The 18,083-nt window shown below is 58.8% G+C and carries 17 protein-coding genes, 1 tRNA gene and 1 pseudogene; 9 read left to right on the plus strand and 10 right to left on the minus strand.

The features are described 5' to 3' along the window. The first annotated feature begins 11 nt into the window (after positions 1-11). Positions 12-1,246 (plus strand): IS3 family transposase gene (locus tag DESU86_RS09440; RefSeq protein ID WP_179979460.1). Its coding sequence is split into 2 segments (ribosomal slippage): positions 12-369 and positions 369-1,246, totalling 1,236 coding nucleotides; the frame shifts between segments, so codons are not numbered across the junction. Between the two features lie 13 nt (positions 1,247-1,259). Here the strand turns inward: DESU86_RS09440 and DESU86_RS09445 are convergent. The 3 genes and pseudogenes from DESU86_RS09445 to DESU86_RS09455 form a co-directional block, all read right to left on the minus strand. Continuing rightward, positions 1,260-1,367 (minus strand): annotated as a pseudogene (locus tag DESU86_RS09445) (transposase); the annotation flags it as partial. A 285-nt stretch (positions 1,368-1,652) separates the two neighbouring features. Beyond that, positions 1,653-1,738, minus strand: a tRNA-Leu gene (locus DESU86_RS09450). Between the two features lie 78 nt (positions 1,739-1,816). After that, positions 1,817-2,218: a hypothetical protein gene (locus tag DESU86_RS09455; protein ID WP_179980817.1), complete on the minus strand. Its 402-nt coding sequence runs from the start codon at positions 2,216-2,218 to the stop codon at positions 1,817-1,819. A gap of 293 nt (positions 2,219-2,511) precedes the next feature. Here DESU86_RS09455 and DESU86_RS09460 point away from each other — a divergent pair, with 293 nt between their 5' ends. Continuing rightward, positions 2,512-2,982: a phosphatidylglycerophosphatase A family protein gene (locus DESU86_RS09460; RefSeq protein WP_179980818.1), complete on the plus strand. Its 471-nt coding sequence runs from the start codon at positions 2,512-2,514 to the stop codon at positions 2,980-2,982. A 98-nt stretch (positions 2,983-3,080) separates the two neighbouring features. Here DESU86_RS09460 and infA read toward each other — a convergent pair whose 3' ends face one another. The 6 genes from infA to DESU86_RS09490 all read right to left on the minus strand — a co-directional run bounded on the left by infA (position 3,081) and on the right by DESU86_RS09490 (position 6,742). Continuing rightward, on the minus strand, positions 3,081-3,299 hold the full coding sequence (gene infA, locus DESU86_RS09465) for a translation initiation factor IF-1 (protein ID WP_006008898.1): 219 nt from the start codon (positions 3,297-3,299) through the stop codon (positions 3,081-3,083). Further along, positions 3,292-3,561, minus strand: a complete 270-nt coding sequence (locus tag DESU86_RS09470) for a hypothetical protein (protein ID WP_179980819.1) — start codon at positions 3,559-3,561, stop codon at positions 3,292-3,294. The genes infA and DESU86_RS09470 overlap by 8 nt, the downstream gene beginning before the upstream one ends. A 154-nt stretch (positions 3,562-3,715) precedes the next feature. After that, positions 3,716-4,609: a prolipoprotein diacylglyceryl transferase gene (lgt, locus tag DESU86_RS09475; protein WP_179980820.1), complete on the minus strand. Its 894-nt coding sequence runs from the start codon at positions 4,607-4,609 to the stop codon at positions 3,716-3,718. Next, entirely contained in the window at positions 4,609-5,097 is a 489-nt protein-coding gene (gene moaC, locus DESU86_RS09480) for a cyclic pyranopterin monophosphate synthase MoaC (RefSeq protein ID WP_179980821.1), read from the minus strand. The genes lgt and moaC overlap by 1 nt, the downstream gene beginning before the upstream one ends. 100 nt (positions 5,098-5,197) lie before the next feature. Beyond that, positions 5,198-6,382 (minus strand): metal-dependent hydrolase, encoded by a 1,185-nt coding sequence (locus DESU86_RS09485; RefSeq protein WP_179980822.1) that lies wholly within the window; start codon positions 6,380-6,382, stop codon positions 5,198-5,200. A 9-nt stretch (positions 6,383-6,391) separates the two neighbouring features. Beyond that, entirely contained in the window at positions 6,392-6,742 is a 351-nt protein-coding gene (locus DESU86_RS09490) for a chemotaxis protein (protein WP_232088318.1), read from the minus strand. A 154-nt stretch (positions 6,743-6,896) separates the two neighbouring features. On the opposite strand from DESU86_RS09490, the gene DESU86_RS09495 reads away from it, so the two are divergent. The 6 genes from DESU86_RS09495 (at position 6,897) to leuB (ending at position 13,512) form a co-directional block, all read left to right on the plus strand. Then, positions 6,897-7,544, plus strand: coding sequence for a phosphatidylserine decarboxylase family protein (locus tag DESU86_RS09495; protein ID WP_179980823.1), 648 nt, complete (start codon positions 6,897-6,899; stop codon positions 7,542-7,544). 51 nt (positions 7,545-7,595) lie between these two features. Further along, positions 7,596-8,357: a CDP-diacylglycerol--serine O-phosphatidyltransferase gene (gene pssA / locus DESU86_RS09500; protein WP_179980824.1), complete on the plus strand. Its 762-nt coding sequence runs from the start codon at positions 7,596-7,598 to the stop codon at positions 8,355-8,357. Positions 8,358-8,477: 120 nt separating this feature from the next. Beyond that, a complete protein-coding gene (locus DESU86_RS09505; RefSeq protein ID WP_179980825.1) occupies positions 8,478-10,025 on the plus strand; it encodes a 2-isopropylmalate synthase in 1,548 nt (515 codons plus the stop codon). A 338-nt stretch (positions 10,026-10,363) separates the two neighbouring features. After that, positions 10,364-11,626: a 3-isopropylmalate dehydratase large subunit gene (locus tag DESU86_RS09510; RefSeq protein ID WP_179980826.1), complete on the plus strand. Its 1,263-nt coding sequence runs from the start codon at positions 10,364-10,366 to the stop codon at positions 11,624-11,626. A gap of 138 nt (positions 11,627-11,764) precedes the next feature. Then, on the plus strand, positions 11,765-12,256 hold the full coding sequence (locus DESU86_RS09515) for a 3-isopropylmalate dehydratase small subunit (RefSeq protein ID WP_179980827.1): 492 nt from the start codon (positions 11,765-11,767) through the stop codon (positions 12,254-12,256). 182 nt (positions 12,257-12,438) lie between these two features. Continuing rightward, the gene (gene leuB / locus DESU86_RS09520) at positions 12,439-13,512 is read left to right on the plus strand and encodes a 3-isopropylmalate dehydrogenase (protein ID WP_179980828.1); all 1,074 of its coding nucleotides are present in this window, start codon (positions 12,439-12,441) and stop codon (positions 13,510-13,512) included. 480 nt (positions 13,513-13,992) lie between these two features. Here leuB and DESU86_RS09525 read toward each other — a convergent pair whose 3' ends face one another. Further along, positions 13,993-16,284 (minus strand): sensor domain-containing diguanylate cyclase, encoded by a 2,292-nt coding sequence (locus DESU86_RS09525; RefSeq protein ID WP_179980829.1) that lies wholly within the window; start codon positions 16,282-16,284, stop codon positions 13,993-13,995. A gap of 211 nt (positions 16,285-16,495) precedes the next feature. Between DESU86_RS09525 and trmFO the strand changes: the two genes are divergently transcribed. Further along, positions 16,496-17,857, plus strand: coding sequence for a methylenetetrahydrofolate--tRNA-(uracil(54)-C(5))-methyltransferase (FADH(2)-oxidizing) TrmFO (gene trmFO / locus DESU86_RS09530; protein ID WP_179980830.1), 1,362 nt, complete (start codon positions 16,496-16,498; stop codon positions 17,855-17,857). Positions 17,858-18,083: the final 226 nt, after the last annotated feature.

Here is an 18,083-nt window from a genome sequence, read left to right on the forward strand (position 1 = left end):
GTGCTGGAACTATGTCTGGAACTAGTGCTAAAACAAGTTCAACGGTGGAGATAGTAAACATAACGCCCCGTCGCCGTTGGTCTGTCGGCGAGAAAGTTCGCCTGATAGAGGCCAGCATGGCCCCAGGTCAGTCGGTTTCTCTGGTGGCACGAACGTATGGCGTTGCTCCCAATTTGCTTTACCGCTGGAGAAAGCAGATGAGTGAAGGCGGCAAAACAGCCATTGAAGCCAATGACGAGGTTGTCAGCGTTGCCGAAGTAAAGGCCCTGAAAAAGCGAATCCGTCAGTTGGAACGCGTCCTTGGCAACAAAACACTGGAAGTGGAAATCCTCAAAGAAGCTGTTCGCATTGGCCGCGAAAAAAAACTTATCTCGCGGCTGCCCTTGTCCGGCGTGGAGGATTTCCAGTGAAACGGGTCACAGACGCCCTGGCGGTGTCCCGATCCAACACCTATGAACGTAGCCGCAGCCCACGGCCTCGCCCGGAACGATACAGCAAAGCAGAAGACGCATTCCTTCTACCGCTGATCGTCGAACTTTTGGGCGGACGCCAGACCTACGGCTATCGGCGTATCCAGCGACTGCTTAATCGGCAACTGGTTGCCGATGGGCGCACTCCGGTCAACCATAAACGTGTGTACAGGATAATGAGGCAAAATAACCTGTTGCTGGCACGGTTTACTGGCAGCCAACCTGACAAGGCACACACGGGCAAGGTTTCCACACTACAAAGAAATCAGCGTTGGTGCTCTGACGGGTTTGAGATTGCCTGCGACAACGGTGAGCGGGTGCGCGTCATTTTTGCCCTGGATACTTGCGACCGAGAAGTTATGGCCTATGCCGCCACCACTGGCGGGTACAGTGCTGACATGGCGCAAAGCGTCATGCTGGCATGCGTTGAAAAGCGGTTTGGGGATGTCAAAACATTGCAGCCAGTTGAATGGCTCTCCGACAACGGCTCCTGCTACACGGCAAGAGAAACAGTAACGTTTGCCGCCGCCTTGGGCATCGTCAGCAAGTTTACTCCAGTTCGCAGCCCTCAAAGTAACGGTATGGCTGAAGCTCTCGTCAAAACATTCAAAAGGGATTACGTCTTCTGCAATGATCGACCGGATGCCGAAACTGTGATGGCGCTACTCCCTTGCTGGTTTGAAGACTATAATGAAAATGCCCCGCACAAGGCCCTGCGGATGCTCTCGCCTCGTGAGTTTATCCGTTCATTGCAAATCTTGGAGTGTCCGGTTTAGCAGGGGCAACTCCAGCATCCGAGATGCCATGCTGACGGCATAGATCAACGACACGAACTCCAGCCTCAGCCTGCCGCAAAATCCCAATAATTTGCTCTTCGGTGAATCTGCTACGTTTCATTCTTGTGCTCCTATGTCAGGAACACTAACTTTTCAATGGCATACTTTTAGGGGGGAGGGTCACTCTGTCGAACTTGTCCGAAGCACAAAGAAAAAGGTCAAGGCCAAGTAAGGCGCATTGGGTGAACTCTTGATTGCGGGCTAGCATCAGGTTCATGCCAAACTCTCAGCGGAGTAGCGCAGGAGTGACGAGAAATAGTGGCATAATAGTGGCACAAAACATGTAACTAAAAAAACTTGCATCCTCAAAAAAAATGAGTATGCAAGTTTTTTTTAGTTATTTCAGTGGTACCCGGAGCGGGACTTGAACCCGCACAGCCTCGCGGCCCAGGGATTTTAAGTCCCTTGTGTCTACCATTCCACCATCCGGGCAGATGTGATCCTGCAAGCGGCTGCCTGAAAGGCAGCTAATCTTTTCTTAGGGCAGGGCACTGTCGGCCCTGGATTCCGCTATCTGGCGGCTCCGCCTGTTTCCCAGGTTTTAAGCCCCTGCGGCGGCTCGAAGGGAACGGAGCGTTCCTCTTCCTGCCATTGTCCCGTGCGCAGCCAGTATATATGCAGGGAATTGAAGTCCTTGTCCAGACACAACAACCGTCCCCGCACCCCTTCCGGCAGAAGGGTCGCTGTTTCGAAGGCGATTTTGCGGTATACGTAAAGCTTGTGCGCTTCAAAAACACACTGAAACATGAGCGCGTCGCCCTGCGGCGTGAAGTCCAGGTGGCTGGCGCCCGCCCGCAGCAGCAGGTTCGTCATTGCGGCAGTAAGAGCTTCTTCCAGTTCCAGCAGATCCTCATAGGTGAGGTCATCGTCATAGCTGAAGTGGCCAAAAAGTTCGCTGCGGTTTTTGTCCATTTCTTGCCTATACGGCAAAGGGCTTTCTTAGGCAATGCGCGGGAATACTATCGCTGCCGGCAAGGAGAATACCGATCTCATTGCTCGGTATTCCGCATGGTTCCGTTCTGGTCTTGCGCCTAAAAAATGAGTAGACTGCAAAGGCATGCCCTGTGCGGCATGTCGTAGCTGCCCCTGGCCGCGCGGCAGTCACGGGCTGTTCGTGCCCGCTCGCGTGCCGCCCCTGCCTGCCATGCCTGGCGGGAATTTTTGTCGGTCGGTTTGCAACCTGCCCATGCCAGTCTGGAGGACATATGCGCCTGATGGATCAAATAACCCTGTATTTCTGCCGCCTTGGCGTGGCAGGTCTGGACCCCAAGGCCCCCGGAACCTGGGGCACGGCCGTGGCCTGCCTGCTGGCCCCGTACATTTTTTTGCCCCTGAATTTCTGGCTGCGGCTGGCCGTGCTGGTCGTGCTGTTCTTTCTTGGGGCCGTGGCGGCGACCAGGGCGGAAAAGTTGCTGGGGCGCAAAGACCCCGGCGAGGTGGTCATTGACGAACTGGTGGGCGTATGGCTGGTATTGCTGCCTTTTCCCCATCCCAGCTTTTTTCTGGTGCTGGCGGCCTTTGTGCTTTTTCGCATCTTTGACATCGCCAAGCCCTGGCCTGTCAAGGCTTCGGAGGACTGGCTGCCCGCAGGCTACGGCGTCATGATAGACGACGTGGTCGCCGGATTGTGGGCCTTGCTGTGTCTGAGCGTGCTGGCCTGGATGGGGCTTTCGTAAAGCAAAGGCAGCCGACTGGCTGCGAAAGGGAAGAGGGGGCGCGGCCACGGGCGGTTCAGCCACGTCAGGTGGCGGTAGAAAAGCCGCCGCGCCCGCTGCTACTTCATGCGGTAGGTGATGCGTCCGCGTGTGAGGTCGTAGGGCGAAAGCTCGACCTTAACGCGGTCGCCGGGAAGGATGCGGATGTAGAATTTGCGCATTTTGCCGGAAATATGGGCCAGCACTTCGTGGCCGTTTTCCAGCTCCACGCGGAACATGGCATTGGGCAGGGCTTCCTGCACCACGCCGTCAACTTCTATGGAACCTTCTTTAGCCATGTGATCTCCGTAAAAAATGTTTGGGATAAACGGCGGTCAGCTTCACAAAAAAGCGGGCAAGTGTCAACCTGTGCGGTTGCTCACAAACCCGCCGGGCGCGTTTTTGCCCGTTGATGCCCATGCAGCCGTGGATATTCACCGGCCACATGGGCATGAGTAATTTTTTCTGGCCTGCGTAAATCTTTACAGGGTTTTGCTTTTGAAACATTCCTTGTTTCAACGCATCATTCTGGCGAAAAACGTGGTTTGCGCCAAAATCCACGCCACTTCGTGGCGGCTGCCGCCTTTGCGTCAGCAGAGCAATTTCAAGCGGCAGCCGTTAGGCGACGAAGAAGCCTTACGGATGGCGCGACAGCATCGCTAGTGAAATTGCTCTGGAGGATTTTCAGGCGGTTGTTCCCGATACTACAGGGCGGCTACTTTTTGGGCCTGTCTTTTCCGTTTTTGGACGCCTTGCCGTTGCCGGATTTTGGCCCGGAGTCTCGACCAGACTTTGACCCGTCCGGGCGGTTCAGTTCCACACGAATGTCGGGTTGCATTATGGGGGCCTGGCGGCAAAGCAGCCACAAGCCCACGGCCATGAGCGGAAGGCAGAGCAATTGCCCCATGGTCAGCCAGCCAAAGGCCAGATAGCCGAGCTGGGCGTCAGGCACGCGCACGAATTCCACCGTAAAGCGGAACACGCTGTAGCCAAGGGCGAACAGGCCCGAGACGGCCCCGCGCTTGCGGGGTTTCAGCGCGAATATCCAGACCACGGTAAAGAGAACCAGGCCTTCCAGAAGGCCTTCGTACAGCTGACTGGGATGCCTGGGATAAGGGCCGCCGCCGGGAAAAACGACGCCCCAAGGGCTGTCCGTGACCTTGCCCCAGAGTTCGCCGTTGATATAGTTGCCCATACGGCCAAAGAACAGGCCCGGGGACACCAGCGGGGCCACCAGGTCCGAGATGTCCAGAAACGCGCGGTGGCGGGTGCGCGCAAAGTACCAGAAAGCGCCAAGAACGCCGAGCAGGCCGCCGTGAAAGGACATGCCCCCGTTCCAGATGCGCAGTATCTCCATAGGATCGGACACGTAGACGGGCAGGTCGTAGAACAGCACATAGCCCAGGCGGCCGCCCAGAATGATGCCGATCATTACGCAGGTCAGCAGGTCGTCCACATCAGAAGCGCGCCAACCGGAATTGGGACGGGATGCGCGCCAGCGCCCCAGCCACCAGCCCAGGCCGAAGCCCGCGAGATACATGAGGCCATACCAGCGCAACTGAAGGTTGCCGAAACTGAGGGCAACGGGGTCGATATGAGGCAGGGTCATTAGTCCATGTCCAGTGCGTTGAATTCGCCGCTTTTGCCGCCGCGCTTGTGCAGCAGGCGCACCCGGCTGATGACTATGTCGCGCTGCACGGCCTTGCACATGTCATAAATGACGGCGGCAGCGGTTTGCGCGGCCACGATGGCTTCCATCTCTACGCCGGTGTTGCCGACGGTACGGGTTTCGGCCTCAATGCGGATGCGCGGGGGCATCTGGCTCACCTCAAAGCGTATGTCGGCAAAGCTGAGGTTGAGCGGGTGACACAGGGGGATAAGCTCCCCGACCCGCTTGGAGGCCATGATGCCGCCGATCTTGGCGCAGGTCAGCACATCGCCCTTGGGCAAGGCCACCTTGAGCAGCAGTTCGAGGGTGGCCGGGCTCAGCTCCACAACAGCCTCGGCAATGGCGACGCGTTCGGTGGCGGCCTTGTGCCCCACATCCACCATGGTCACGTTGCCCTGTCCGTCCAGATGCGAAAAGTTGGTATCCATAGCAATCCTCGAAAGTTCTGGAGTTATTCCGGCATGGGCCGTCCGGCAGCGCGCGCCGGGGCGTTATGGCGCGGCAGCAGGCCGCCCGCCGGACAAAATGTTAGCGCAGCCCCATGATCCAGTCACGGAACGGGGGCGGAGAAGGCAGCCTCGGCTTTTGCCAGAGCGAGTCCTTGCCGCTGTCAGAAAAACGCAGGCGCTCGCGCACAAGCCGCACGCCGCCGGGATTCTGACCGGCCTCCACTAGAGCCGCAGATTGGCCCGGATTGGCGAGTTCCAGCTCCACCATATATTTAAACGGAACGTCGGCATTGGGACGGTGGGCTATGATGGCGCGCACGAAGGCGAGATCGCTGCCAAAGCGCAGGTCGTTAAACAGTGCGTAGGTGGGGCGCGTTTGGGCGGCCGGGCCGTCCCCTGCCGTCGCCGCAAGGTTTTCCGCAGGTGTGAAGTCGTCTGCCAGCGGGCTTATGACCGGCAGCAGGGTGAAGTCGAAAAAGGCGTCAGCCGCGACGGACTGCCGGGCCAGTTCCGCCAGAAGTTCCGGCGGCGCGGCCCTGCGGGACGACGGGGCGGTGCGGGGCTGGCCCAGGGCGTTGAGGCCCTGACTGTGGACCATCCGGCCGTCGGGCCCGTCCGTTTCGTACAGGGCGCGCCAGAACAGGGGGCCAAAGGCGTCGGGCAGCAGTACAACCTGCCGCACCGCCTGCCCGGAATTTTGGGCTTCGGCGGCCAGGCGGTCTTGGGTCTGGGCCGTGTGCCAGGCATTGAGAGAAATGCACAGCGCCGGATAGACAAAAACCCAGGCCAGGGCCAGGCGCATGAGGCCGCGTTTGGCCCGCCAGCGCAAAACGGCCCAGAGCAGGGGCAGGGTCAGGAAAAGATCAATGATATACACGGCGTTAAGCCGCACCCTTTCGTGGGAAAAGGGCAGATATATCATGGTGCCGTAGGTGGTGATGACATCCAGCCAGATGTGCAGCAGCACCATGCCGATCATGAACAGCCAGACCTTGGGGAAGCTCCAGTGCCCTGGCGTGGCGGATTTCCACAGGGGGCGCGCCAGCAGCGTCAGCAACAGGCCCAGCAGCGGGGCCGCCGCCAGGGAATGGGTGATGCCCCGGTGCAGGAGCAGAAATTCAAGGGGGGGGTGGCAAAGGGCTACGTCAATATCGGGGGCGGCCGAAGCGATGGCGGCCAGCGGCACGGCCCACCGTGTGGCGGGTCGGCTCGGCATGGACAGCATGGCTACAGCGCCGCTGGCGGCATGTGTAATGGGATCCATAGACGGCTGCTACTGCTTGAAAGGACTGCGTTGTTTGGGCACGGCCCTGTAGGCCGGGTCTTCAGGGCTGGCGTCCTTGTCCAGACCGTGAATCGCGTTGAACTGCCGCAAACGCCACTGTTGCGTGTTGGCCATGATGTCGGGCCTGTTTTGCAGGTAGAGCAACTGTTGCGTCCTGTTGCTGCCCGTAATGGGGTAGCGCATCTGGTCTTCGGCGTTTACGCCCAGGGGGGGCGCTTCACCCGCAACAGATGTGCCCTCGCCGACGTCCTTGGGGCCGCACGCCGCCAGCAGGCCTGCAAGAGCAAGACTGCACAGCAGAACGCAAAGCTTCAAACGGGGGCCGGACGCGTTACTCATGTCTCCACTATAATCCCGTGCCGGGCATACGGCAAGGGGAGGTTTTTCCGGCCGGGCTGTATGCTTGTGCTTGCCATGCGTCGGATGTGCGACTATGCTACCGCCTTGATTGCGCAACTGCGCGGCCAGCCGCGCACTACGAACTGGAGCAGCCATGCGTACCGCCCATTGCGGCATTACCCCTGAAGGATGGCCCTGCATCGGGCTTACGGGCTTTTCGGCTCTTGTGTTCGCCGCCCTGGGCTGGTGGCCTCTGGCCCTGATTTTTCTGGCCCTGTGCTGGTTCAGCATGCATTTTTTCCGCGATCCCGAGCGTGTGACCCCGCAGGGGCCGGGTCTGGCCATAAGCCCCGCTGACGGCAAGATTATTCGCATCGAGGAAAAACCCGATCCCTTCAGCGGTGAAAAGCGCCTGTGCATCAGCATCTTTATGAATGTGTTCAGCGTGCACGTGAACCGCTCGCCGGTGTCGTGCACGGTGGAAGACATACGCTATTTCCCCGGCGCGTTCGTCAACGCGGCCTTTGACAAGGCCGCCACGGACAACGAACGCTGCGCCTACAGCCTGCGCGACGACAGCGGAAAGCACTGGACCATGGTTCAGATTGCCGGGCTTGTGGCCCGCCGCATAGTCTGCCGCACGGATATCGGCGACGTTCTTGAACGCGGGCAGCGCTATGGCATGATACGTTTTGGTTCTCGAGTTGACCTTTACATGCCTGAAGGGTATGTTGCTGCTGCGCAGTTGGGCCAGCAGGTCTTTGCCGGGCAGTGCATTGTCGCCCGCGCGGGCCAGGAATAGGTTTTTACGCTCCGCTGCCGAAAAGGTTGAGCGCTTGTAATATGGTGAAGAATGACCACAGAAAGTAAAAAGCCACGCAAGGGAGTATACCTCCTGCCGAACATGATCACTACGTTGAGCATGTTTCTTGGCTTTTTGTCTATGGTATGGGCAGGGCAGGGGCGTTTTGAGTCCGCCTGCATGGCCATCCTGCTTTCTGCGGTTATGGACGGCCTGGACGGAAAGGTGGCCCGTCTCACCAACACGGCCAGCGAGTTTGGCGTTCAGTACGACTCCCTCGCCGATCTTGTGGCCTTTGGGCTTGCCCCGGCCATGCTGCTCTGGCAGTGGGAACTGCACGACTTCAACCGCATGGGCATTGCGGCGGCCTTTATCTACGCCGCCTGCGGGGCCTTGAGGCTGGCGCGTTTCAATGTCAGCACCGCCGCCACAGGCAAGCGCTTCTTTATTGGCCTTCCCATTCCGGCGGGCGGCTGCACCATTGTGACCTTTGTGTTTTTTGCCAGCATGTTTCCCGAGGGGTTCCAGCCCATCAAGCCCTACCTGGCCCTTTTGCTGGCCGTGGGCGTGGGCGTGTTGATGGTGAGCCGCGTGCGGTATTTCTCCTTCAAGGAGTATGACTTCCTTCGCGCGCATCCCATACGCACCATGCTGGTGTTCTTGCTTATCTTGTCCTCCGTCGTGTCCTTTCCGCGCGTCATGGGCTTCGTGCTCTGTGCCGTGTACATCGCCGGTGGCATCCTTTACACCTTTGTCATCCTTCCCCGCCGCGACCGTCAGCTACTACGCGCCCTATCGCCTCAGAGCGATTAAGGTTGCGTAACGGTTCGCCGCCCATTGGGCGGAATGACGCTCCCCTGACCGCCGCCCTCAACGGTGGCCGTTATGCAAGAATATATCATATATCACTTGCCATATTCAGAGGAGACTGTCATGAACAACCGCGTCTATTTTTTCGATACCACCTTGCGTGACGGCGAACAGTCGCCCGGCGCAACCATGAACTTGCAGGAAAAACTGCGTCTGGCCCATCAGCTTGAGGTGCTTGGCGTGGATATTATGGAAGCGGGCTTTCCCGCCTCCAGCCCTGGCGACTTTGAATCCGTACAGCGTATCGCGGCCCAGGCCGGCGACATCCAGGTGGCCGGGCTTGCCCGCTGCGTGGCTGGCGATATCGACCGCTGCTGGGACGCCATCAAGATCGCCAAAAATCCGCGCATCCACATCTTCCTGTCCACTTCCCCCTTGCATATGCAGCACAAGCTGCGCAAAGACCCCGCCGAAGTGCTGAAAATGGCCGTGGACGGCGTCAAGCGCTGCGCGCAGCACACCAGCAATGTGGAATTTTCCTGCGAAGACTTTTCGCGTTCCGAGCCGGAATTTGTCTGCCGCGTTGTGGAGGCCGTCATCAATGCCGGAGCCACCACGGTCAATCTTCCCGACACCGTGGGCTACGCGCAGCCAGCCGAGTACGCGGCCCTTATTGATCATGTGATCCGCAACACGCCCAACAGCGACAAGGCCGTCTTCAGCGTGCACTGCCACAATGACCTGGGCCTTGGCGTGGCCAACACCCTGGCTGCGCTCAAGGTTGGCGTGCGTCAGGCCGAGGTGACCCTCAACGGCATTGGCGAGCGCGCCGGCAACACCTCCCTTGAAGAGGTGGTCATGAACCTGAGCGTGCGCCACGACTTCTTTGGCCTTGATCACAATATTGTCACCGAGCAGCTCTATCCCTCGTGCCGCCTGCTTTCTATGACCATCGGCCAGCCCATCCCCACCAACAAGGCCATTGTCGGGGCCAACGCCTTTGCGCACGAATCGGGCATCCATCAGGACGGCATGCTCAAGAACCGCGAAACCTATGAAATCATGACGCCGCAGTCCGTGGGCCGTACCGAGAGCAATCTTGTCATCGGCAAGCATTCGGGCCGCAATGCCGTGCGCAACAAGTTCGAGAATATGGGCTATACGCTGGACGACGAGCAGCTCAATCTTGTGTTTGAAGCCGTGAAGCAGTTGGCCGACCGCAAGAAAACCCTGCACGACGACGACCTCATGGCCCTTGTGCAGGAAGAAGTGTACCGCATGCCCGACCGCTTCCGTTTGCGTCATGTGAGCGTGCAGAGTTCCGACGCGGGCGGCGTGCCGCCCACGGCTGCCGTTATTATGGATGTTGACGGCATCGAGAGCAGCAGCGCGGGCTTTGGCGTGGGGCCGGTGGATGCGCTTTTCAACGTCATTGCCGATATGGTGGGCCGCGAACCCGAGCTTGAGCAGTATGCCATCAACGCCGTTACCGGCGGTACGGACGCTCTGGGTGAAGTGACCGTGCGCCTGCGCGAAGGCGAATTCAGCGCCGTGGGACGCGGTACGCACCCCGACATCTTTGTGGCCAGCGCCAGGGCCTATGTCAATGCGTTGAACCATCTTTTCAAAAAGGAAGAGGAAGGGCCGCGCCTGCATTGCCAGCATGGCTAGCAGCGGCGATTCTCCTGGCTTTTTCCGGGCTGGCGGCCTTCATGATCGCGTCATTGCGACCGCAGTCACAATGACACGATCATGAAGCCCCGTCCGGCAAAGGGCGCAACCCGCACTAGAGCAGTTTACGAATGAAATGAGTTAAATGCTCTGCAAGGATTTTTCTGAAAATCCTTGCCACGAAATGCGAGTAGGCGGGCTTTTGCCTGCCGTACGCGAGCATTTCAAGTGTTAAATGCTCTAACGGAAGGCTGAAAGGGCAGACGCCAGCGCCTTTTTCATGCCGTTTTTATAAACATGTATCGATGGAACCGCTTCAGGATAGAAAGGAGTTCAACATGGCTCAAACGCTTGCGCAAAAAATTTTGCAAGCCCATACGGACGAAGCTGTGGAGCAGGACGGGCAGATTGTTCAATGCCGCGTATCCATGGTGCTTGCCAATGACATTACCGGCCCGCTCGCCATCGAGTCTTTTCGCGGCATGGGTGCGAAAAAGGTTTTTGACCGCAATAAGATTGCTCTTGTCATGGACCACTTTACCCCGCAAAAAGATATAGATTCGGCCAATCAGGTGCTGATCAGCCGCAAATTTGCCGAGGAGCAGGGCATCGTCCACTACTATGAGGGCGGCGACTGCGGCGTGGAACACACCCTGTTGCCCGAACAGGGGCTCGTGGGCCCCGGCGATCTGGTCATAGGGGCCGACAGCCATACCTGCACCTACGGCGGCATCGGGGCCTTTGCCACAGGCATGGGCTCCACCGACATTGCGGCGGCCATGGCTCTTGGCGAGACCTGGCTCAAGGTTCCGCCCACCATCCGCGTGAATATCCGGGGCCACATGCCCAAGTGGCTGCGCGGCAAAGACCTCATGCTCATGCTCATCGGCGTCATTGGCGTTGACGGCGCGCTGTACAAGGCCCTGGAATTCGGCGGCTCCGTGGTGGAAGATCTCTCCGTCGAAGGACGCCTGAGCATGGCCAACATGGCCATCGAGGCGGGCGGCAAGGTGGGCCTTTTTGCCGTGGACGCCAAAACCCGCGCGTACTGCGCCGAGCACAAGCGCCCCGGCGTGATGGACAATATGGCCGCCGACCACGGCGCGCACTATGATCGCGTGGTGGAGCTGGACGTCACCGGCAAGGAGCCTGTGGTGGCCTGCCCGCACCTGCCCTCCAACGTGAAGCCTGTTTCTGAAGTGCGCAACACAGCCGTGCAGCAGGTCATCATCGGTTCCTGCACCAATGGACGCATCAGCGACATGCGCGACGCCGCCGAAATTCTGCGCGGCCGCAAGGTGGACAAGAGCGTGCGCTGCATAGTGCTGCCCTCCACGCCCACAGTGTGGAAGCAGTGCCTCAAGGAAGGCCTCATCGAGACCTTTATGGACGCGGGCTGCATCGTGGGCCCCTGCACCTGCGGCCCCTGCCTTGGCGGCCACATGGGCATCCTTGGCGACGGCGAACGCGCGGTGTCCACTACCAACCGCAACTTCAAGGGCCGCATGGGCAGCCTGAACTCGGAAGTCTATCTGGCCAGCCCCCTGGTGGCCGCAGCCACGGCCGTGACCGGCTTTGTGGCAGGGCCGGATCAGTTGTAGGCAGCGGCTTTGGCCGCGCCGTGCGGGGCGACGCCGTCAGGCTGCAGCCTGCGCCGGGCCCGCTTGCCGCGAGGCCAGACCCGCAAGAAACAGAAAAACTCTTCTACGTCACGTTTTTTGACAGGAAGGATCAGGAATATGAACTACAAAGGCAAGGCCCACAAAGTGGGCGAGCATATTGATACGGACGCCATCATCCCCGCGCGTCTTCTTGTGACCACGGATCGCCAGAAGCTTGGCGAAAACTGCATGTCCGGCCTTGAGCCCGACTGGGCCAAGCGAGTCAGCCCCGGCGACATCATGGTGGCCGGACGCAACTTCGGTTGTGGTTCCTCGCGCGAGCACGCGCCCATCGCCATTCTGGGCGCGGGCATGCCGGTGGTCATCGGGCACAGCTTTGCCCGCATCTTCTACCGCAACTCCTTCAATATGGGCCTGCTGCTCATGGAAGTGGGCGATGAAGTGGACAAGATCAACGACGGCGACGAACTGGAAATTGACGCTGCCACAGGGATTATCCGCGATCTCACCAATGGCGCTGAAATTACGTGTCCACCGCTGCCTGCCTCCATGTCCAGAATTCTGGACAAGGGCGGGCTTGTGAACTACGTGAAGGAAAGGATCGCCTGATCCCCGCCTTCTTTTTCCGCGCCTTATACAGCTCCGGCGGCAGGCATAAGGCCGACGCGCTGCACAATGACGCTATCGGGACCCCTGCCCAGGAAGGGTTCGGGCAGGGGTTCCGCCACGAAAAAGCCGCCGCAGAAAAGGCTGAAGTGCTACGGCCTGCAACATTGCCACAAGGATATTGCATGAAAAAGACCATCTGCCTGTTGCCGGGTGACGGCATCGGCCCGGAGATTATCGCTCAGGGCGTCAAGGTTCTGGAAGCCACGGCCCAAAAATTCGACCATGAGTTTGTCTTTGATACCGCCCTCATTGGCGGCGCGGCCATTGACGGCGCGGGCGATCCCCTGCCCGAAGCCACGGTGCAGAAGTGCCGTGCCGCTGATGCCGTGTACCTTGGCGCGGTGGGCGGCCCCAAGTGGGACAACCTGACGCCGGAACTGCGGCCGGAAAAAGGCCTCCTGCGCATCCGCAAGGAACTGGGGCTGTTCGCCAACCTGCGCCCGGCCATGCTGCTGCCCGAACTGGCCGGAGCCTGCCTGCTGCGGGCCGATATCGCCGCCAGGGGGCTTGATCTCATGGTGGTGCGCGAGCTCACGGGCGACGTCTACTTTGGCGAACCGCGCGGCATCGAAAGCCGCGACGGCCTGCGCACCGGCTACAACACCATGGTCTACAACGAAGAAGAGATCCGCCGCATCGCCTGGGTGGCTTTTGAAACGGCCCGCAAACGCCGCAACAAGGTCTGCTCGGTGGAAAAGAGCAATGTGCTGGAATGCTCCCGTTTGTGGAAGGAAGTGGTCATCGAGATGCACCGCGAATACGCCGACGTGGAATTGAGCCATATGTATGTGGACAATGCCGCCATGCAGCTGGTGCGCGACCCCTCGCAGTTTGACGTGATCCTCACCGGCAATATTTTTGGTGACATCCTTTCTGACGAAGCGTCGGTCATTACCGGCTCTCTGGGCATGCTGCCCTCGGCCTCCACCGGAGCCGACGGGCCGGGCCTGTTTGAGCCCATACACGGCTCCGCGCCCGATATCGCGGGCCAGGATGTGGCCAATCCGCTGGCCACCATCCTCTCCGCCGCCATGATGCTGCGTCTGGGCCTCGATATGCCCGAAGAGGCCGACCACATTGAAAAGGCCGTGCGCAAGGCGCTGGCCGACGGTTTCCGCACCGCCGACATTATGGAGCCGGGCAAGGAACTGCTGGGCTGCAAAAGCATGGGCGACAAGGTGGTGGAACGGCTGTAGCCGCCCGCCCGGCCCTGTGGCGACTGCGCGGGGCGATTTATTTGGCGGGTAGTGCCATTTTATTTTTGAATGCTTTGTGGGGAAGGGACCCTTTTGCAAAAGGGTCGCCTCCCCCACGCCCCCACCCCCTAAAACTCTTCAATCAGAAAGACCCGCAGTATGCGGGTCTTTCTGATTTGTTGTGCTGCGGGCAATGGTAAGAAGGACGACCTGACTGTGGTCACGGTGGGCATCTGCCCGCCATGTTGCGTGTCTATCATGGCAACCTTTTAGTGGCCGTAAGCGCGTTCTAGAGCAGATAACGAATGAAATGAGTTAACTGTTCTGCAAGGATTTTCTTGAAAATCCTTGCCACGAAATGCGAGAAGGCAGGCTTTTGCCTGCCGTAATCGAGCATTTCAAGTGTTAAATGCTCTAGTCCGTTGCGTGGCAGGTCTGCCGGGCGAGGCTTGTCTGCGTTCAGGGAACCATGCGGCGGTATTACGCCTCTTTTCCCTCTGCCTGCCGGGATTCGCGGGCGCTCTGCTGTTCACTGGCGGTGAGTTCCGCATAAAAGACGCACTGGTTGCGCCCGCGCCGTTTGGCTTCATATGTGGCCATGTCGGCATGCTTGTACAGGTCGGTAAAGGTGCGCCCGTCAGTGGGGTCACAGGCTATGCCCACGCTGGCGGTCAGAGCGATGTCGTCATCGTCATGGTTGCCGCATTGCAGATGCAGTTGATTGACAAGCACCATGGCGCGTTCCCGTATCTTGTACTGGGGCATGGGCTCGGTGCAGAACACCAGAAACTCGTCGCCGCCCACGCGGCCCACAATGTCCGTGCTGCGGAAGTTGCGCCGTATGATCTGGGCCATCTGATAGATGGCCTTGTCGCCCACCGCATGGCCGAACTTGTCGTTGATGCTTTTGAAATTGTCAAAATCTATCATGAACATGGCGAAAACATCAGGCCCGAGATTGTTGTGCAGGCTCAAAAAGCGCGAGATGGCCTGCTCTGTGGCGCGCTTGTTGTGCATGCCGGTGGCGCTGTCGCGCGTGGCCTGGGTGCGTAGTCGCAGTTCAAGCTGTTTCTGCTTGTCGATGTCGGTGATGATCCCAATAATATAGACGGGTTTGCCCTGCGCGCTGATGAGATTTGAAGCCTCGACGCGGTACCAGTGGTACAGGCCGCTGGCGTCACGCAGGCGCAGTTCCACAAGCACCTTGCTTTTACGCAGAGTGTTATGAACGTTCTTCTGAAAGTCTTTAAGAAGCTCCCTGTCATCCACATGAACGGGAATAAGACCCGGCTCGGCTTCTGGCTCAAGGATGTTGAAAACCCTTCCGAAGGTCTGGAGCCATTTGGCGGAACAGGAAAAATGCCCGCTGATAAGATTCTGCTCAAAGATGATGATGTCGTGCTGCTCCAGAATAAACTGGTAGCGCTCGTCAGAAATGCGCTTGGCCTGAATGGCTTCCTTGTTGTGCGTGATGTCGAAAACAATGCTCTGTATGTAAGCCTGCCCCGGACCGGGCTGCACGAGCGAACCTTTATGGTACAGCCAGACAAGGTTACCGTTTTTTGCGGTGGTGCGGTACTCCACATCAATGGGAATGCCTGCATCCAGTTGCTGCTGCATGGTGCGCAGCGCGGTTTCGCGGTCCGCTTCATGGATGGACAGGGCAAAATTCTCTCCAAACCTTTGCGCGAATTCTTCCGGCCGATAGCCAAGCATTTTGAGAAAATTGGGGCTGATAAACTGAAAAGCGCCATGCAGACCGGAGAACTTGATGACCCCCCCCGAAATGCTTGAGATGATGGAGCGGTAATCCTCCTGCTGGCGGCGAATGGTGCGGTTATCCCGTTGCAGGATGGTTATGATGAAAACCAGCACCAGAAGAGCCAGCACAGACATGCGCCAGGCCAGGGTGGAGGTAATGGCGTTCTGTCTGTCCACCAGATGGTCCACGACCTCTTCCGGCAGCAGAGAGACCACCTGCAAGCCATATTTTTCAAGGGAAACGTGCGTCAGGTAATAGGCGTGATTGTCGTCCCTGATGAAACGGTTGGGACGGTTGCCCGGGTTTGCGAAAACAGCCAGCAGATGTTCCTGAAGCGAGGACGGCAGGCCCTTTTCTCCCAGTTGCGGAAACGTCTGCTCAATGTCGTAGCCAGGGGCAACGGCCCAGAACAGCAAGCGCCCTTTGTCATCAAAAACCATGTTGCTGGTCTTGTCGCCAAAGGCCCTTGTGACAAGAGTTTTTTTCATGATACTGTCTTCAAACTCACCCAGAAGAATGGCAGTAACCTTGTCGTCCCGAATCAGGGGAACAGCTATGGCCAGCTTGGCGCCAGTGCCGTCTGAAATGGCGCCAAACCCCGCCGTGCCGCTGAGCGCACGGAGAAACAGCTCTTTTTTATAAGTGCGCTCAAGGTTAAAGGCAGATCCGCTTTCGGAGCAGAAGCCCGTGCCGTCCAGAGCCACCAGAGCAAATTTTTTCATGCCCGCTGCGCGCAGCAGGGGGGCGTAGTGCTGCAGGCATTTGCCGGGTTGCGTGCAGGCATCCTGCGCCATGAAGTTGGCTATACTTTGCAGTTCGTTGAGTTGCAGATCGATATTCTGTCCAAATTCGTCAGCGGCACGTTGGCTCACTTCGGCAAGACGGGTGGTGATGTCCTGCGACAGGTGGCCTGTCGTTTCTTTGGTGTATTCGCGCACGATCACAAGCAGTGTTGCAAAAAACAATGCTATGCAGAGAATGGTTGTGAATGTGCTGCCCGGTTTGGCCATGGATATTCCTAGATGATACTAATCGTTTTATAGTACTTTTTTTACCTGTTAAAGGGAAGAGTGCCCGGCCCTTGTGAAAAAATAATCTGTCTGTGCGCTGCGCGTGTCGCGCCGTTTTGACTTCCGGAGGCAACGGCCCGCGTTGCCCCTGGTTACGGGGTGCTTGCCATAAGTACGCTTTTCTTAGAAGCTGCCCGGCAGAGGAGATCATATGCAGAAATTGTCCGTAGCCCTGGTGGGCGGTGGTCTTGCTGGTTGTGAATGTGCCCTGCGGCTGGCCCGCAGCGGGCACGAAGTGGTTTTGTTTGAACAAAAGCCCCTCCACCGTTCCCCAGCTCACGTCAATGACAATCTGGCCGAGCTGGTTTGTTCCAACTCGCTGCGGTCGGACGAACTGACCTCCGGCGTGGGGCTGCTCAAGGCCGAAATGCGCGCCCTGGGCAGTCGCTTTATGGAGGCGGCCGATGCCTGCCGCGTACCGGCGGGCAAGGCTCTTGCCGTGGACCGTGAGGCTTTTGCACGGCAAATGAGTCAGTTGGTGGAATCGGAAGGCAATATACGTCTTGTGCGGCATCAGGTGCAGTCTCTGGACGACACGGTGCTGGCTCCTTTCAGGGGAGAAGGGCGCGCCATTGTCGTGGCTGCCGGGCCTATGGCTTCAGACGGGCTTTCTGCCTCTCTGGCCGGAGCGCTGGGCGAAAAGCACTGCTATTTTTATGACGCCATCGCCCCCATCGTCTGGACGCACTCGTTAAATATGGATGTGGTTTTTCGCGCCTCCCGCTACGGCCAGGAAAACGGCGAGGGCGAAGGCGATTATCTGAACTGCCCCATGAGCCGTGAGGAATATGACGTTTTTTATCAGGCCCTGCTGGACGCTCAAAAAGTGGCTGCGCACGAATTTGAGCAGGAAAAGCATTTTGAGGGCTGCATGCCCGTGGAAGCCCTGGCAGAGCGCGGCCCCCGCACCCTGACCTTCGGCCCCCTGAAGCCCGTGGGTTTTGTGGATCCCCGCACAGGACGCCGCCCGTGGGCCATTGTGCAGCTTCGTGCCGAAAATGCCAACAGCGACACGTGCAATCTTGTGGGCTGCCAGACCAAGCTGACCCAGGGGGAGCAGGCCCGCGTGTTCCGTCTGGTGCCGGGGCTGGAAAAGGTGGAATTCGCCCGTTTCGGCAGCATGCACAGAAATACCTACGTAAACGCGCCGCAAGTGCTGGCCGAAGATCTGTCGCTCAACGTGCTGCCGGGCGTGTTCCTTGCCGGACAGATCACCGGCGTGGAAGGCTATGTGGAGTCCGCCGCCAGTGGCCTGTGGTTGGCCCTGCTGCTGGACGCCCGCGCCCGGGGGGCCAGGCTGCCCACGCCCCCGGCTGAAAGCGCCCTTGGCGCCCTGATCAACCATTTGCGCACGCCTGTCAAGCGTTTTCAGCCGTCCAACGCCCATTTCGGCCTCATGCCGGAGTTGGGCGAAAGGGCGCGCAAAAAAGACCGCAAGGCTCTGTACTCCGCCCGCGCTCAGGAAGCCTTCGGCTCGTGGCTTCAAGAGGCCAGGGCCGCCGGATTGGTCTGAGTCTCCTCAGGAGGGAGCAAGCCGTGAAATGTCTTGTGGGGGAGGGACCCTCTTTAAACCAGACTAACTTTGAAATGTTTTACATTTCAAAGTTGTCATTCAGCCGAAAATGCGATTTGCGGCTGAATCCACGCCACGTTGTGGCGCGCTGCACCCTCGTGCAGCGTTAGAGCATGCAATTTTTTTCAAAATTGCATGCTCTAAAAAAGGGTCTCCTCCCCCACGC

This window comes from Desulfovibrio sp. 86 (genome assembly GCF_902702915.1).
Taxonomy (GTDB): domain Bacteria; phylum Desulfobacterota; class Desulfovibrionia; order Desulfovibrionales; family Desulfovibrionaceae; genus Desulfovibrio.